Annotated in this window: 11 protein-coding genes and 4 pseudogenes; 7 read left to right on the forward strand and 8 right to left on the reverse strand. The window is 70.3% G+C overall.

What is annotated here, in order from left to right; all coding sequences use genetic code 11:
* Positions 1–69 precede the first annotated feature (69 nt).
* The gene (gene uppS / locus ACXAHD_RS26560; RefSeq protein WP_475053990.1) at positions 70–555 is read left to right on the forward strand and encodes a polyprenyl diphosphate synthase; all 486 of its coding nucleotides are present in this window, start codon (positions 70–72) and stop codon (positions 553–555) included.
* Positions 556–655: 100 nt separating this feature from the next.
* Here uppS and cas6 read toward each other — a convergent pair.
* From cas6 to ACXAHD_RS26575, 3 genes and pseudogenes are all read right to left on the reverse strand, one after another.
* Positions 656–1,030: pseudogene (gene cas6, locus ACXAHD_RS26565) on the reverse strand (CRISPR system precrRNA processing endoribonuclease RAMP protein Cas6); the annotation flags it as partial.
* A gap of 30 nt (positions 1,031–1,060) precedes the next feature.
* A complete protein-coding gene (locus ACXAHD_RS26570) occupies positions 1,061–1,318 on the reverse strand; it encodes a hypothetical protein (RefSeq protein ID WP_281554578.1) in 258 nt (85 codons plus the stop codon).
* Between the two features lie 185 nt (positions 1,319–1,503).
* Positions 1,504–2,367 carry an aldo/keto reductase gene (locus ACXAHD_RS26575; RefSeq protein ID WP_281554577.1) on the reverse strand — a complete coding sequence of 288 codons (864 nt, stop codon included), beginning with the start codon at positions 2,365–2,367 and terminating at the stop codon, positions 1,504–1,506.
* Between the two features lie 132 nt (positions 2,368–2,499).
* Between ACXAHD_RS26575 and ACXAHD_RS26580 the strand changes: the two genes are divergently transcribed.
* Both ACXAHD_RS26580 and ACXAHD_RS26585 read left to right on the forward strand, forming a co-directional pair.
* Positions 2,500–3,378, forward strand: a complete 879-nt coding sequence (locus ACXAHD_RS26580; RefSeq protein ID WP_281554576.1) for a LysR family transcriptional regulator — start codon at positions 2,500–2,502, stop codon at positions 3,376–3,378.
* Positions 3,379–3,488: 110 nt separating this feature from the next.
* Complete coding sequence (locus ACXAHD_RS26585; RefSeq protein WP_281554575.1) at positions 3,489–4,772, forward strand: low temperature requirement protein A; 1,284 nt, start codon at positions 3,489–3,491, stop codon at positions 4,770–4,772.
* 41 nt (positions 4,773–4,813) lie between these two features.
* Here ACXAHD_RS26585 and ACXAHD_RS26590 read toward each other — a convergent pair whose 3' ends face one another.
* The 3 genes from ACXAHD_RS26590 to ACXAHD_RS26600 form a co-directional block, all read right to left on the reverse strand.
* Positions 4,814–6,217, reverse strand: coding sequence for a GNAT family N-acetyltransferase (locus ACXAHD_RS26590; protein ID WP_281554574.1), 1,404 nt, complete (start codon positions 6,215–6,217; stop codon positions 4,814–4,816).
* Entirely contained in the window at positions 6,148–7,422 is a 1,275-nt protein-coding gene (locus tag ACXAHD_RS26595) for a hypothetical protein (protein ID WP_281554573.1), read from the reverse strand. Before ACXAHD_RS26595 ends, ACXAHD_RS26590 begins: the two co-directional genes overlap by 70 nt.
* 255 nt (positions 7,423–7,677) lie before the next feature.
* Positions 7,678–8,043, reverse strand: coding sequence for a cellulose binding domain-containing protein (locus ACXAHD_RS26600; RefSeq protein ID WP_281554572.1), 366 nt, complete (start codon positions 8,041–8,043; stop codon positions 7,678–7,680).
* A gap of 244 nt (positions 8,044–8,287) precedes the next feature.
* Between ACXAHD_RS26600 and ACXAHD_RS26605 the strand changes: the two are divergent.
* From ACXAHD_RS26605 to ACXAHD_RS26615, 3 genes and pseudogenes are all read left to right on the forward strand, one after another.
* Positions 8,288–8,389: pseudogene (locus ACXAHD_RS26605) on the forward strand (cellulose binding domain-containing protein); the annotation flags it as partial.
* Positions 8,390–8,592: 203 nt separating this feature from the next.
* Positions 8,593–10,416: a hypothetical protein gene (locus ACXAHD_RS26610; protein WP_475053997.1), complete on the forward strand. Its 1,824-nt coding sequence runs from the start codon at positions 8,593–8,595 to the stop codon at positions 10,414–10,416.
* A 454-nt stretch (positions 10,417–10,870) separates the two neighbouring features.
* Positions 10,871–11,716 (forward strand): SCO4651 family lipoprotein, encoded by an 846-nt coding sequence (locus ACXAHD_RS26615; protein ID WP_281554569.1) that lies wholly within the window; start codon positions 10,871–10,873, stop codon positions 11,714–11,716.
* A 68-nt stretch (positions 11,717–11,784) separates the two neighbouring features.
* Here the strand turns inward: ACXAHD_RS26615 and ACXAHD_RS26620 are convergent.
* Together ACXAHD_RS26620 and dapF are read right to left on the reverse strand one after the other, a co-directional pair.
* A pseudogene (locus tag ACXAHD_RS26620) lies at positions 11,785–13,645 on the reverse strand (S8 family peptidase).
* Between the two features lie 333 nt (positions 13,646–13,978).
* Positions 13,979–14,974, reverse strand: coding sequence for a diaminopimelate epimerase (dapF, locus tag ACXAHD_RS26625; protein WP_281554568.1), 996 nt, complete (start codon positions 14,972–14,974; stop codon positions 13,979–13,981).
* A 186-nt stretch (positions 14,975–15,160) separates the two neighbouring features.
* Here dapF and ACXAHD_RS26630 point away from each other — a divergent pair.
* Positions 15,161–15,843 (forward strand): annotated as a pseudogene (locus ACXAHD_RS26630) (SWIM zinc finger family protein); the annotation flags it as partial.

Raw genomic sequence — 15,843 nt, forward strand, 5'->3', positions numbered from 1 at the left:
TCAGGTGTTTTTTTTGTTGTGGCGGGAAGGCGCGGAAAGGGGCCTGAGGGGGGTTGAGCCAGTTGGGGGGTGGTTCTTCGTCTTTTTTTTGTGTGTCGCCTCCCCCCCAACGACAACATCTGGCAGCTGCACCTGGCCGGCCGGTTGGAGGTGCTGCCCGACTCGACCCGGCACGCGCTGAAGCTCGCCGAGGAGGCGACCCGGCAGCGGGAGACCAGCCACCACTTGACCGTGGCCATCGGCTACGACGGCCGAGAGGAGATCGTCAATGCCGTACGGTCGCTGTTGGAAGACCAGGCACGGCGCGGTGCGACCCTCGACGACATCGCGCAGCGGCTGACCGCCGACCAGATCGCCGCCCACCTGTACACCAGCGGGCAACCGGACCCGGATCTCGTCATCCGCACCAGCGGGGAACGCCGGGTGTCCGGCTTCCTGCTGTGGCAGGCGGCCCACTCCGAGCTGCACTTCTGCGATGTCTACTGGCCCGGCTTCCGCAAGATCGACCTACTGCGGGCGCTGCGTTCGTACGCCGATCGCAGGCGGAAAACCTGACGCCACCACCGGGTCGGGGCTCCAGGCAGGCCAGGCCGAAGTCCCGGCCGCGCTGCGCGCCGACCCCGCTGTACGGGGCCAGCCGCAGCAACCGGTCCACCGCTCCGACCAGGCTCGCCGGCCCGTCGCAGACGTAGCGGATCCGGCCGAGGAAGCCCGACACCGTACGCCCGTTGACCTTGACCACGTCGCTGGTGCCGTCGATGTCGCTCACCCACAGCGCGTCCCGGTCCGGCCGCTCCCCCGGCCCGCCGATGCCCGGCCCACCGACACCCGGGAGCGGCAGCACCAGCTCCGGCAGCCCGGCCGGCGCGCTCGCCCGCCACACCGCCCGCAGCCCGGCCACCACCGACCATGGGTCCGGCCACGGCGTGAACCCGTTGCCGCGCCGGAACGTCGTCGGGGTCAGGAACCGCAGCGACCACGACGCGTTGCCGGACGGCCGGCCCAGCTCCAGCCACGACACCCCGGCCACCTGCCGTGCGCCGGTGACCAACGCGCCGAGCTAACCACCGATCCGGATCACCGCCCCCGTCGCCGCCCCGGCCCGCAGCTTGTCGACCAGGGCGTCGTCGAGCAGGCCGACCTCGACCAGGGTGCCGGCCGGATGCGCCACCGGCAGGCTGACGCTGTACGCCTTCGCATGCGACCGGTGCGCCGCCTCGTCCACATCGAACCAGCGGGAAACCACCGCGTGGACGTGTTCGAGCCGCACCCCGGCCGTGTCGACCCCCGGCACCACGAACTGCCACCTGCTCGGCATCACGCACTCCCCTCTGCCCGGCGAACCCACCAACGTAGGCCAGCCGGTCCACCTTCGACAAGCCAGGATCGTCGTCGGGGGCGGGGGTCGAGACAAGATCAAGTGAAGGCCAGACACCTTAACCGGCGGTTGTCAGGTATCTGCCCTTCACTTGATCTTGCGCATGGTGCGGGCGGGCTGGTCGGTCAGGCGGGTTGGTCGAGGCGGGCCAGGTGTCCGGCCGACAGTTCGAGGTCGGCGGCGGCGGCCGAGTCACGGATCGTCTCCGGGCGCGACGCTCCGGGGATCGGGACCACGACCGGCGCCTTCGCCAGCAGCCAGGCCAGGCAGACCTGCTGCGGACTCACCCCGTACTCCTGCGCGACCTCAGCGAACGCCGCGAACCGCGACCCCAGGTCGGCGGCGCTGGCGATGCCGCCGAGCGGGCTCCAAGGCAGGAAGGCGATGCCCAGCTCGGCGCAGAGCGTCAGCTCCGGCTCGCTGGAACGGAAGGCCGGGGAGAACTGATTCTGTACGCTGACCAGCCGGCCGCCGAGGATGTCGTTGGCGAGCCGGATCTGCTCCGGGTCGGCGTTGGAGATGCCGGCGAGCCGGATCTTCCCGGCGTCGAGCAGGTCCCGGATGGCGCCCATCGAGTCCGCGTACGGCACGGTGGGGTCGGGCCGGTGGAACTGGTAGAGGCCGATCGCCTCGACGCCGAGCCGTTTCAGCGACGCCTCGCAGGCGCTCTTCAGGTAGTCGGGCGAGCCGTTCTTGGTCCACGAGCCGTCGCCGGGTCGCAGGTGGCCGCCCTTGGTGGCGATCAGCACGTCGGACGTGTCACCGCCGAAGGTCGCCACGGCGTGGGCGATCAACGACTCGTTGTGGCCGACGTCGTCGGCGTACAGGTGATAGGCGTCGGCGGTGTCGATCAGGGTGACACCGGCGTCCAGCGCGGCGTGGATCGTGGCGATCGACCTCTGCTCGTCGGGCCGGCCCTCGATGGACATCGGCATGCCGCCGAGGCCGATCGCCCCGACGGCGACGTCACCGATGTGACGGGTGTGCATGAAGTCTCCTCTACGGGATGGTCCGTGGGCGCGGTTGTCGTACCCCACGCGCCCGGGTTCCACCCTCTTACCCTGCGGTTAAGCTGTCCAACAGAAGGATCCGATCCCGGCGATCAGTTTTGGTGATGAATCGTGGAGCTGCGTCAGCTCGAGTACTTCGTGGCGGTCGCCGAGGAGCGGCACTTCACCCGGGCCGCCGAGCGGATGCACGTCGCGCAGTCCGGCCTGTCGGCGTCCATCCGCTCGCTGGAACGGGAGCTGGGGGCCAGCCTGTTCGTCCGCAACACCCGAAGCGTCGAGCTGACCAACGAGGGGCGGGCGCTGCTCTCCGAGGCCCGACATGCCCTGTCCAACGTCGCCGCCGCCAAGGACGCGGTGGCCGCGGTTCGAGGGCTGCTGCGCGGCCGGCTGGCGGTCGGCACCCTGCAGTGTCTGGGCGCGGTCGACCTGCCGGCGGTGCTGGCCCGGTTCCACGCCGCCCATCCTGGCGTCGAGATCCGGCTCCGGCAGGGCGGTTCGGCGGACCTGGTCGAGCGGGTCCGCACCGGCGACCTCGATCTCGCCTTCGTGTCGATGCCGGCCAGCTCGCCGACCGGTGTGACACTGGCCCCGATCCGCACCGAGCCGATGGTGCTGGCCTGCGGGCCGGACCATCCGCTGCGCGAACGTGCCGAGGTCGACCTGGGCGAGCTTGCCGGTGAGACCTTCGTCGACTTCTCCCCGGGCTGGATAAGCCGGGACGTCGTCGACCAGGCGATGGCCGTCGCCGGTGTCGATCGCCGGGTCGCCTTCGAGGTCAACGACGTGCACTGGCTGCTCGACCTGGTCAGCCACGGGCTGGGCGTCGCCGTCGTACCGCAGTTTTTCACCACCAAGCGGACCGCCGCGCGCTTCGCGCCGATCACCGACCCGCCATGCTGGAACGTCGCGGTGGCGACCGCGAGCGGCCGGCACCCGAGCACCGCCGCGACCGCGCTGATGTCCCTGGACGGTCTCCGCCCCCGATCCTGACGACGACGGCGGTTCCCTCGACTTCGCGCAGCAAACGTTCCGGGCTCGGAAGCCCCAGCCTCCGTCGCATACTGTCGGTCGTGGAAGCCACGAAACCGACATTTTCGGTCATGCCCGCCGCGCCAGGCATGAAAGTCTCTCGCCTCGAGTTGTTCTACGACCTGGTCTTCGTGTTCGCCTTCATCCACGTGACCACTGCCTCGGTCGAGGATCTGAAGCCGTTCGGACTGGTGGCGATCTTTCTGCTCCTGTCGGTGCTCTGGCTGGTCTGGTCCCGGTTCGCCCTGCTGGGGAACAATCTCCGGGCCGACTGGGGAATCATGCCGATCCACGGCTTCACCATCATGGCGATCGTCTTCATCTCCGTGGCGACGCTACCCGGCCTCGGCGACGAACCGCCGCAGGCACAGCCCGGCGTCCCGCAGGTCATTCCCGGCGAGTTCATCTTCCCCACCTGCTACCTGCTGATCTGGTTGCTGGAAGCCGCAGCGCTACGCGTCGCCGCGAGGACGCACCCCGAACTACTGGGCACCTGGTGGAGGGACACACCGGTGCTGGCCACCAGCACCGCGTTGCTGTTCGTCGCCGCGGCGGTACCGCTCCTGGGGTGGCCCAGCGAGGGCGTCGTCACGCTCCTTCTGCTCTGGACCCTCGGCGTCGGCGTCGCGTACCTGACCACCGTCCGCCTCGAACCGTTCGCCGTGGTCTCCGCCGGGCACTGGACTGAGCGGCATGCGCAGTTCATCCTCATCGGGTTCGGTGAGGCTCTGCTGTCGCTCGGGCTCGGCTCCGGCGCCTCGATCGGGGCGCCGGGCACCGTCCCGGTGATCACCGCGACGCTGCTCGGCATCGCCCTGATCTGCGCCATGTGGTGGGCGTACTTCGACGCCCGGTCGTACGCCGCCGAGCAGGTGCTGCACCACACTCACGGGGTACGCCGCGACCGGCTCGCCCGCGACGCCTACACCCTGCTGCATCTGCCCATGCTGTTCGGCATCATCCTGCTCTCCCTCGGGTTGAAGCAGACGTTGGCCTTCCTGGCCGGGGCGTCGTCGACCGGTGATGACGCCCCGCTCGAGTCGATCCACCTGCGTGCGCTGTACGGCGGGGTCCTGCTCTACCTGGTGGCGTTGTCGGCCTTCCAGTTACGGACCGTCCGTAGCGTCACCGCCAGCCTGGCCGTACCCGCCCTGCTGCTCGCCGCGCTGCTGCCGGTGGTCGACCGGATCCCGGCGTTCGCGGCGCTGCTGCTTCTCACCGTAATCACCGTCACCGGGGTCGCCGCCGACAGCCGGCGGTCCGGGGTCTGGCGGCACCACCTGCGCGAACACCGGCTCGCCGAGCAGCAGGCCCTGGAACGGGAGGAGAGTGACTGGCGGCGCCGCCACGGATGACGGACGTAACCCGCAAGTGCGGCGCACACGTGGCCATACTCTCACCGACAGTGACCCTGCTGTCCGCCGGCGATGGTACGGATGACGCCGACCATGTCGAGGTCCCCATCGCCGCGGCTGACCGCGTCGGCGTAGAGCGCCAGGCACAGCTCGCTGAGCGGGACGCCTGCCCCCACTGCGGCGGCCGCGTCCACAATGAGCTCGGCGTTCATCTGCACATCGGCGATGGCCGCCTGCGCGGAGAGGTCGTCGGCGACCAGCTTCGCGGTCTTGACCCGGGAGATCGCCGAGGACATCTGACCCGCGTCGAGGACGCCGCGTAGCAGGTCCCGGTCGAGACCGTGCCGGTCGGCGAAGTGGAACGCCTCGGCGAGGCCGGCCACGAGGGCGATCAGGAACACGTTGGCGGCGAGCTTCATCGTGATCCCGGACGGCACCGGCCCGCAGGTGGTGATCTGCGCGCACAGCGGGTCGAGCAGCGCGACGGTGCGCCGGACGACGTCGGGGCGGCCCGCCACCATCGCGACCAGTTTGCCGTCCTCCGCCGGGCGGCGGGAGCCGGAGACCGGGGCTTCGACGTAGTGTCCGCCAGCGCTTTCGACCTCGTCGGCCAGCGCCTTGGAGTACTCGGGGGGAAGTGTTCCCATGTTGACGATCGTGCGTCCGGCGACGAGGTGGGCGAGTCCGCCGGGGACGTCACGGAGGACCTGGTCGACGGCGTCCGCGTTACGCAGCATCACGATGACCGTGTCGCACTGCGCGAACACCTCCGGGACGTTCGCGGCGGTACGGGCGCCGGCCGCCTTGAGTTCGTCGTCGGACTTCGGGGTACGGCTCCACACGGTCAGCCCGACGCCGCTGCGGGCGAGCCGACGGGCCATGGGCAGCCCCATGATGCCCAGGCCGACGAACCCGACCCGACCCGGTGGGGCGCCGGCGCCGCCGCCGCGCAGCGGCTCGCCGGTCAGCGACTTGACGAACCAGTGGTGCGCGTACGGCTGGTCGTTGAACGGGGCGGCCTCGTCGTATCCGGCAGCCCGGTACAGGCCGATCGCCTCGGTGAGGGTCCGGTTGGTGTCCAGTCGTACGACGCCCGCCCCGAGCGACGCCGCAGCCTCTTCGGCCGCGGCGAGCAGCCGCCGTCCGATCCCCAGCCCGCGCAGCTCGGACGACACCCAGAGCCGGCGGATTTCCGCTGACGTGTCGTCGACCCTGGTGACGGCGACGCAGCCGACGGGGCGGTCCTTCAGCGTCGCGAGCAGGAACAGCCCGGACGGGGGACGCAGCGCGTCGTCGGTGGTGGGGACGGCCCGGTCCGGTCGGAACCCGCCGTCGAACCGGTCGTCGAGCGTGCGGCGGTGGCCGGGACCCGGTGTCAGGTGGGGCGACCCAGATCGAGCTGCGGGATCGTGAACTGCGCACCGAGCTGGAAGTAGATCGGCCACACATGCCGCGGCCAGCGGTACTGCCGGGCCGACCAGATGCCGAGCCCGACCGAGATCTCCTGCGGCAGCTGCGCGCCGAGCAGGACGATCGCCTCCGGAGCGGCGGCGGCCTGATCCGCCACCCACTGGGCCGCCGCCGCGACGATCGCCGGATAGTCCGCCCACCGGTGCTGGGTCTCGCCGGGCGGCGGCAGGTAACGCCACTCCCGTAGCTCCGTCGACATCGTCGCCGGCAGTCCCAGCCCGACCGCGTCGTGCAGCTCGAAGACGACCGGTTCGCGGCTGCCCGCCGCCGCGTCGTCGTGGGCGGCCCGTTCGGTGACGTCCACCGGCAGGCTCGGCAGCAGCCCGAACCGGTTGTGGTTGGTCCGCAGCACCAGCAGCAGCACCTCCGGCACCGGTTCCAACGCGGTCCCCGGCGCGATATCGGGCACCGGCTCCTGCCCGGCTACCGGGTCCGGCTGACCGTTGCGGCTGATCTGCAGCCGCACCTGGTGACGTCGCACGTTCAACTCGCCGAACAGCCCGTCGCCGGGACGCTCGATCTGCTGCTGGAACGAATGTCCGTCGTCCTGCAGCGGTCGTGCCCGCACCGGCCCCTGCCGGCCGAAGCTGTCCCGCTGGCGGACCCGCACCGCCCGGCCCCGGCTGAGCGCCGTCGTCCGCTGTCCGAACGCGACCGCCACCGGCCATGGTGCCCACACGAACAGCGACCGGTCCAACGCGGCGTCCCGGCCGTCCGGGTCGTGGTTGGCGACCTGGAAGTGCCGGACCACGGCGTCCATGTCACGCCCCCAGCGGGTCGCCTCCTCACCGTGCGGCCACACCGCCGTCCGATCGAAGCTGCGCAGCGGCGGCACCGGTCGGAACACCGCGAACTGGTCCCGTACGTCGCTCAGGAAGCCTTCCTTCTGCTCCGGGGTCCACTCGGCGGCCGTCTCGTTGACGACGTACGCGATGCCCCGGGTTTCCCGCAGCCGGTTGCGCCACCACCACAGCGTCGCACCGGCGGCGACCGCAGCCACCGCCACGCTGAGGAAGACGACCAGCCACCAGACTCGGTCCCGCCCCTGCGACCAGCCCTCGGCGGCCAGGTCCGGGACGATCCCGCCGGCTGCGCTGAACGCGGCGGTGCCGACGGTGAACAAGACGCCGATGAACCCGGTGCCGGCCGGACCCGCCAGCCACCTCGCGAAACGTGCCACATCCACGGTACGGCGGGCGCGTCGCGCCACGGTTGGCCGATTCCGTTCTACCTCAGACAAGGTCACCTCGCCGCTTTTCCACCGGTACGGTCAGCCGACCGTAACCACTTGACCGGCGTACGCAATCCCCCGGGCAGATCTTCCGGCGCCCACGGGGGCGGAAGATGGGCGAGATCACACCGGCCCGACCGGGTGACCGGTCGGGCCGGTAGCGACCGGAAGCGTCGCGGGCGCTCCGACGCCGGAGTGCGGAATCTACAGCGGCCAGAGGATCGTCGGCAGGCCGGTGCCGGTCACCACGAACCCGACGGCGACGGACTGTCCCGGCGCGAGCGATCCGTTCCAGCTTGTGTTGATCAGGGTGTAGTGCGGCGTACTGGTCGCGATCTGCGCATTCCATACGTTGGAGACGGTCGACCCCGCCGGCAGCGTGAAGGCCAACTCCCAGCCGGTGATCGGCACAGTGAAGTCGTTCGTGACGACAACCTCGGCGACATAACCGGTCGACCAGGAACTTGTCTGGGTAAATGTTGCCGTCGTCGCCTGCGCCGACGGCGCGAAGAACAATGTCGCGGAAACACCGATTGCCAGTGCCGCGACGAAGCCGAGCAGCTTCCGCATTGAGACCACCACCATCCGTTAGTCCTGCCAGGTGACATGACCATACGGCTTCACATAGCCATGCCTCAATGGCTCTTCTTGCAGCATAAAGCGATGCGCGAATCGCATGACAGACCGGGCCACCATAGGAAATATACGAGTTTCACCCGCGCATTCCGAAGGGCACCCAAAGCCCCGCCAGACCCGACAGCGCGACACGAGGCGGCTCGGACACCCCGCCGGACACCCCACCAGACACCCGGTCATCCCACCGGGAGGCTCGGTCAGCATCGGCTTCCAGGCCACCCACACCGGCAACAGCTCCTCACCCAGCGGGTTCACCCTTGACGGCGCGGCCTGCGGCTGAGCCTTCGGGAACCAACCTGAGCTGTACCCCGGCCGGCGACGCCGTCGCTGGCCGGCCGGGGTACAGCTCGGCGGCTGCCACGACGGACCTTTCCGGAGGTCGGACATGGACCGGTAATCGATCTAGCTTACTGTCAGCGCAGCGTCCACCCCGGGCCTCGCCCTTCGGCACCGGGTCGGGTCGCACTGACCGAAAGGGAATCGATGCGCTGGCCTCAGACATCACGACGGCGCCTGCTGTCCGCCGCCGTCCTCATAGCTCTGCCCGCCGCACTGGCCATGGCCCCGTCACCGGCCACCGGCAAGCCGCTACTGCCGCCCAGCGAGGCGGCATTCGGCACTGAACTGCTCGCCAAGGCCACCCCGGACGAATGCTTCGCCGGTATCGGCCTGCCCTACCCGGCCGGCCCGGCGTGCGAGTCCGGCCAGGCCAAGGTCAACCAGGCGTACGTGTGGTCGCTCGCCCAGGCCGACAACCGGCTGTGGTTCGGCACCGGGTCGAACGTCAACTGCATCGTCACCGGGGCGACGCTCTCCCTGCCGAATCCCCGGATGACCGACGACTACGTGTGCGAGTTCGCCGAGAGCCAGGTGGCGAAGGACAACCCGATCATGCCGGTTAGCGTCGGTGACCACCGGCAGCCCCGGGCGTACGTCTACGACCTGGCCTCCGGCGCGTTGACCGAGAAGACCAGCGACATCACCTCCGCGTCGCCCGACGATCTGTCCCGGCTGCGCCGCACCCTGGGTCTGCGGGCCGGCGGTACGCACCAGGGCGTGGTGCTGCTGGCCGGGCCGGCGCTCGGAGCCACGGTGAACATGTTCGCCTTCGACACGGTGACCGGCGACTATCTCGGCTCGGCCAACTTCACCCAGTACGGCAACATCCGCCACTTCCTGGTCGCCGACGACGTGCTGTACGCCGGGGTCGGTGTCGGACCCAACGGCCGCGACGGCGGGCACATCCTGCGCTGGGCCGGCGACCGGACCGACCCGTTCAACTTCGTCGAGGTCGGGCAGTTGCCGGCGCAGGTCGCCGACCTGGAGCTGCACGACGGCCGGGTCTTCGTCAGCACCTGGTCGGCCGCCGGCAGCGGGTCGGCCGGCGCGCGTACCGCCGACGGTCGGCGGACCGGCCGGATCGGGGTCACCGATGAGGCCGACCCCGGCGTCGCCGGGGTGTGGATGAGCCCTCCGCTGGCCGCCGCCGAACCCGGTCTGACCCCGGACGACACCGCTGGGTGGACGCAGGTCTGGAGTGCCGCCTCCTACGAGCCGGATCCGGTGATCGCCGGCTCGTACGGGCTCGGCGCGCTGGCCTCGTACCGTGGGTACCTTTACTGGGGCACGATGCACGTGCCGATGAAGTCGACCGCGATGGTGGCCGAGGCGTACCCGCCGGTCGACGAGCTGGCGGCCCGCACGACGCTGGAGCGGTCGCAGCGGGCGGTGAGCATCTTCCGGGGCAAGCGGTTCGGCACCGCGACGCAGCGGGTCGACCTGCTGTACGGCGAGGCGGTGCTGCCGGCGTACGACGCCAGCGCGAACGACGGCGCCGGTGCCTGGCGCTGGGCGCTCACCGGCTACCGGGCCAGGTACGGCCACATGGGGTTCGGCAACATCTACAACAACTACACCTGGACGATGGCGGTGTCCGGTGGCCGGCTGTTCGTCGGCACGATGGACTGGAGCTACCTCGCCAAGGACCTGCTGCCGCAGTCCGTAGCCGAGATGGGCTATCCGCAGGCGGCCGCCGCGTTGACCGACGGGCCTGACCCGATCACCATCGATCCGCAGCTGTACGGCGGTGACCTGTGGATGTTCGGCTCCAATCTGCGGCCGGCCACGGCGGTCGACACGCAGGGGCTGGGCGGCAACTACCTCAACTACGGCGTCCGCACGATGGTCGCCGACGGATCGACGCTGTACCTCGGCATGGCGAATCCGATGAACCTGCGGACCGATCCGACCGACGACGTGCCGGAGGGTGGCTGGGAGTTGATCAAGCTGACACCGACTGTCTCCTGACCACCGACTCGCTCCCCAGTGGGCACGCACGGCTCTCTACATCGGGCGGTGCGTGCCCACTCTTCGGGGAGCTACCTGACTGTTCGCTCATGCCGGACATACAACGGCAGTCGAGGTATGCGGATCGCGGAACAACCGACGGTGGAAGTGGAGCGCGTCGATGCGTCGCCCTAGGCTTTGGCGGTCTCGTCACCGTACCGGCGGAGGCTCCATGGTCAGCATCCGACGTCCGTTCGCCGCCACTGCCTTTGGAACCTCGGTGTACTGGTTCTCGCACGCGAACTGAGGGCGGCCGGTGGCTGCCCCAACGACGCCGAATCCGACACCGCATCCCAGCACCGGACCCCGGCGCTCCCGGGCCTGACCCAGCAGGCCCGGTGGACAGGGACCAACGGCACGGCGGCTAGGATTTCGCCCGGCAGAACCACGCACACACCGACTGGGAGTTCACTTCGTGCACACTGCAATAAGGACCGCGCTGCTCGCGGGTGCCTCGGCAGCGGTCCTCGCCGTCACCGCGTGTGGCGGCTCATCAGCCACAACGGACGAAGGCGGCACCGAGACGTCCGGCGTACTGGCGCAGCTCGCCAGCGACGCCACCGGCTCGCTGCAGAAGACCGTGGAGACTACCACCAGCGCCAACTCGGCGGCGGTGACGATGACCGGCACCAGCGGTGGGGAACCGGTCGACGTCAGCGGCGTCATCAGCTTCGGCGACTCACCGGCCGCCGAGCTGACCCAGGTCGACCCCGAGGACGGCGAGATCACCGTACGGGTGATCGGCAGCGCGTTCTACGTGAGCATCCCCGAGGCCGAACAGGCATCGATGGACGGCAAGAAGTGGTTCAAGATGGACTTCGCTGCCCTCGGTGCGACCTCGGAGGACCTCGCTCAGCAGCTCGAAGGCCTGGACCCGGTGCAGAACGTCCGGACCCTGCTGGAGGGTGCGGAGGTCACCGTCGTCGGCGAGGAGACCATCGACGGCGTGCCGACCGTGCACTACACGTCGGTGACCCCGGTGGACAGCTACCTGGAGCAGTTCGAGGCCGAGATCCGCGAAGGCATCGAGGAGCAGCTCGCCACCGCCGAGGTCACCGAGGTCGCCGTCGACGTGTGGGTCGACGAGCAGTACCAGCCACGTCGGGTGAAGCTCGTCATGGGCACGATGTCCGACATGACGATGAACTACACCGACTACGGCAAGGCGGTCACCATCGAGGCACCGCCGGCCGCCGAGACGGCGGACTTCGCCGAGCTGATGCAGGACCTGCAGGACCTCGCCGACGAACTCGACGGCTGACCAGCGACGCACCAGCGACAGCGGCGGACCGACCGGGACGTGTCCCGGTCGGTCCGTCACTGTTTCGGCTACAGGCTCAGCGTCCAGCTGTCCAGGTAGCCGGTGTCAAGGCTGGCCGAGTCCTGCACCCGCAGCTTCCAGGTGCCGTTGGCCACCTCAACGGACAGGTCCCGGGTGTAGGTCTCGACAATGTTGTCGGTGCTGCTGCCGGACCGGCTGTGCAGCACGTTGATGCTGCCGTCCGGGGCGATCAGCGACACGGTCAGGTCACCGATCCAGGTGTGGTAGATGTTCACCTCGATGGTGCTGCTCGAGCTGGCGTTGCCGGAGCAGCCGGTGATGGTGATCGAGCTCTCCACCGTACTGTTGTCATTGATCGCGACGTCGGTCGAGTTGGTCTGCGAACAGCCCGGCGGGCCGTTGACGATGAGGGTGAACGGCGCCGACTGGGCCGTCTCCGGCCCGGTGCCCACCACGGTCAGCGGGAAGACGCCGGTGGCGATCCCGGTGGTGGTGGCGATGGTCAGCGTCGCCGACCCGCCGGAGGTGACCGACGACGGGCTGAAGGTGGCCGTCGCACCGCTCGGCAGCCCGGTGACACCGAGGGTGACGGTGTGCGGGGCCCCGATCGTGGTGGTGGTGCTGACCGTCGCGGTCACCGAGTCGCCCGGGTCGACCGCACCGCTGGTCGGGGTGACCGCGAGGGTGAAGTCCTGGGTGGGCGGCTCGAAGTCGCCGATGTACAGCAGCTTGTTCGGTGATCCGGTGCCCGGGTTGCTGACCGCGTTGCTGGTGGCGTCGTCGACCAGCAGGTCGCGGATCTGCAGCGGGGTGTAGCCGGGGTTGGCCGCCAACGCCAGCACTGCCGCCCCGGCGACGTGCGGGGCGGCCATCGAGGTGCCGCTGATCGTGTTGGTGGCGGTGTTGCTGTGTGCCAGGCGGAGGTGGTGCTGCTGCCCGGGGCGAAGATGTCCAGGCAGGTACCCCAGTTGGAGTAGCTGGCCCGGGCGTCGGTGCTGGTGGTGGCACCGACGGTGATGGCGTCGGGGGTGGCGGCCGGCGAGTAGTTGCACGCGTTGGCGTTGCTGTTGCCGGCGGCGAGCGAATAGACCACCCCGTCGGCGATGGAGCGGGTCACCGCGTCGTTGACCCCTTGGTCGAAACCGCCGCCGAGACTCATGGTGGCGACCGCCGGTTCGCCGGCGGCGTGGTCGGCGGTGACCCGGCGATGACCCCCGCGTAGGTGCCGCTGCCGCTGTTGTTGAGTACCCGGACGCCGACCAGGGTGACGCCCTTGGCCACTCCGTACGCGGTGCCGCCGACGGTGCCGGCGACGTGGGTGCCGTGCCCGTTGCCGTCGTCGGCGCTGCCGCCGTCGACCGCGTCGAAGCCGGTCACGGCCCGCCCGCCGAAGTCGTTGTGGGCGAACCGGATGCCGGTGTCGATGATGTACGCGGTGACGCCGGATCCGGAGTTCGGGTAGGTGTAGCTGTTGTCGAGCGGCAGCGCGGTCTGGTCGATGCGGTCCAGGCCCCAGGACGGGGTGGGGGTCTGGGTCGCGGCGAGGGTGACCGTGCGGTTCTGCTGGACGTAGTCGACCGCGGGGTGGGCGGCGAGGCGCTTGGCGGCCTTCTCGGTCAGCCGGGCCTCGAAGCCACGCAGCGCGGTCGAGTAGGTGCGCGCCACCGCGCCGTCGTGCTTCGCGGCGAGGGTACGGGCGGTGCGCCCGACCGTCCCTCTGTCCACCTTGTCCTCGTCGAAGACGACGATGTACGAGCCGGCGACGGTGTCCTCACCGCCCGCGTAGAGGATTTGGCCTTCCGCTGGTTCGGCGTTGGCCGGTGCGGCGAACGCCAGCGCGGCGGTCACTACCGCGACAGTGGTGAGCCCGAGGCGCCAGCGGCGCCGGGATGGCCGGGAGAGTGTCATCTCCCGCCTCCTTTCGATGCACGGCAGGCCGGTTTGTGACAGGCCGACCGGTGACCGGGTACCTGACTGACACAGATGTTAGGCCTAGAACAGATTGATGTAGAGATATGTGATTCTGTCTCGTGTTGCCGGACGCTGGCACCTTCTGCCAATACCGCTCGAACTCCGGATCCACTCAACATCACATTGATGTCCATCGTCATGAAGTTGACGCTGACCAGACTGGAATCAGTCGCCACCCGGTCGGTGGCCGGTCAGAAAATCGGAAGTGCCCGACTTCGGGCCGGATCCGGGCGGGATACGGGCCGGATCCGGGCCGCGGCGGGTCAGAAATCAGCCGACCGAAGGGTGTACGCCGGCGGCGTGCAGCACGGCGTGGTTGTTCTCCCGCAACTGGGCGAACGCCTCGACTTCGTCGACGAACGTGTCCCGCCGTACCGAGGCCAGGCTGCCGGCGATCACCGCCGCCAGGTCGACATCGGCCCGGTAGACGTACGACGCGTTGCCCTGCAGGGTGGCCTGCCAGGCCGCCGGGTCGCCGGTCAGCCAGGCCGTCGCCACCCCACCGGGATTACGGACGGTGATCCGCTCGCCCGACCCGGCCAGGCCGAGCCGCGACCAGACCGCCCGGGACGCGACTACACCCGAACCGCACGACGGGGTCAGTCCGGCGCCCCGCTCGTACGTCTGCACGTAGATCTCGCCGTCGTCGAGCGGGAACACGAACGACAGGTTCGCCCCACGCGGCACCACGTCCGTGGCGGCGGTGATCCGCTCCCCGGTGGCGACCAGCTCGGCCTCGTCGAACTTCTCCACCACCGCGACCAGGTGGTCGTTCGGTACGGCGAGCGCGGTCAACCCGTACGTCGGGTGCAGCACCGGCAGCGGGGTGTCGACGTGCGGCTGCGCCACGGCGACCACCGGCTCGACGGGATCGAAGTCCACCTTCGGCATCTCGACCGCGGTCTGCCGGACCCCTTCCGGCGTCGACTCGGCCCGCAGCACCACGAAGTCGCTGTCCCCGGCCCGGACCACCGCCCGCTCGGCGTCGCGGGTGTCCAGCACCAGCCGCCCGACGCAGCGCATCCCGTTGCCGCACAGCTTCGCGAACGAGCCGTCCGGGTTGAAGAACGCCGCCTGCGGCACCGCCGGGCCGAGATCGACGAAGTACACGCCGTCACCGCCGCCGAGCGGCCCGGACCGGTCACACAGCTGGCGGACCAGGTGCGGCACGTCCGCCTCGGCGGCGTAGTCACCCGGCCGGCCCTCGACGACCAGGATGTCGTTCTGCGAGCCGTGCGCCTTCAGGATCGGCAGGCCTGACCTCATCAGTACGCACTCCCCCGCTGTCACTCGCCGCCGCGACCGGCCGACACCGGCGACCAGTGTACGGCTGCGGTACGGCTGCGCCACCGGCCGCCGCCGAGTGTCCGCACCGCGTCCCGACGGCCGGGCGGCCGGCGCTACCTACGGCGACACCGGCGATGTCGGTCGGGGCGGGTAGCGTGCGCCACCGTGAACACCGTCGCGACCTACCGGTACCTGAACCCGTCCGCCCTGGCCGGCCGGGCGCTGACCCTGCAGACCAGCGGCGGCCCGGCCGCCAACCCCCGGTTCTTCACCGGGTTCCTCACCCGCCCGGTGGCGGCCGCCGCCGGGCTGCTGGCCGTCGCCGAGGTCGCCCGCACCCGCTACCACCGACCCGTCGTCCCGGCCAGCCTCGACCCGGTGGTCACCGGCGGCCGGGACCGGTTGCGGTTCGAGTCCTTCTCCGGCTGCTGCGGCGTGTACGCCCGACTCGACGTCACCCCGGACGGGCTGGACGGCGACATCGTCGCGCACGGCACCACCAACGTGGACGTCAACCCGCCGCTGCGCGACGCGCTGGCCCGGGTCGGCGGCCTGGACCCGTTGCATCTGGCGGTCGGCCCGGACGACCTGACGGTGTCGACGATGGACTCCTCGGTCGTCGAACGGAAGGTGCCGCTGCCCCGCCGCTGGCTGCGCGGCTTCGCCGAGGTGCAGGTGACCGCGGCGGGAATGGACCTGCGGGCGCAGATCCCGGCCGCCGAGGCGGCGACGTTGCTGCGCCGGCTGCCCGGTGCCGGCGACCGGTCGGTGCTGTGGGCGGTGCCGGCCGGCCGGGCGCTGCGCCTGACGTCGCGCGCCGCGCCGGGCGCGGTGTGCCTGTCCGGCGC

It is taken from the genome of Micromonospora sp. ABR4_055 (assembly GCF_056160425.1).

What these genes read in the sequence shown, in the direction of transcription:
- ACXAHD_RS26570 (WP_281554578.1), bottom strand. Translation starts at nt 1,318, where the DNA reads ATGCCGAGCAGGTGGCAGTTCGTGGTGCCGGGGGTCGACACGGCCGGG.
- ACXAHD_RS26575 (WP_281554577.1), bottom strand. Translation starts at nt 2,367, where the DNA reads ATGCACACCCGTCACATCGGTGACGTCGCCGTCGGGGCGATCGGCCTC.
- ACXAHD_RS26585 (WP_281554575.1), top strand. Translation starts at nt 3,489, where the DNA reads ATGCCCGCCGCGCCAGGCATGAAAGTCTCTCGCCTCGAGTTGTTCTAC.
- ACXAHD_RS26600 (WP_281554572.1), bottom strand. Translation starts at nt 8,043, where the DNA reads ATGCGGAAGCTGCTCGGCTTCGTCGCGGCACTGGCAATCGGTGTTTCC.
- ACXAHD_RS26610 (WP_475053997.1), top strand. Translation starts at nt 8,593, where the DNA reads ATGCGCTGGCCTCAGACATCACGACGGCGCCTGCTGTCCGCCGCCGTC.
- dapF (WP_281554568.1), bottom strand. Translation starts at nt 14,974, where the DNA reads ATGAGGTCAGGCCTGCCGATCCTGAAGGCGCACGGCTCGCAGAACGAC.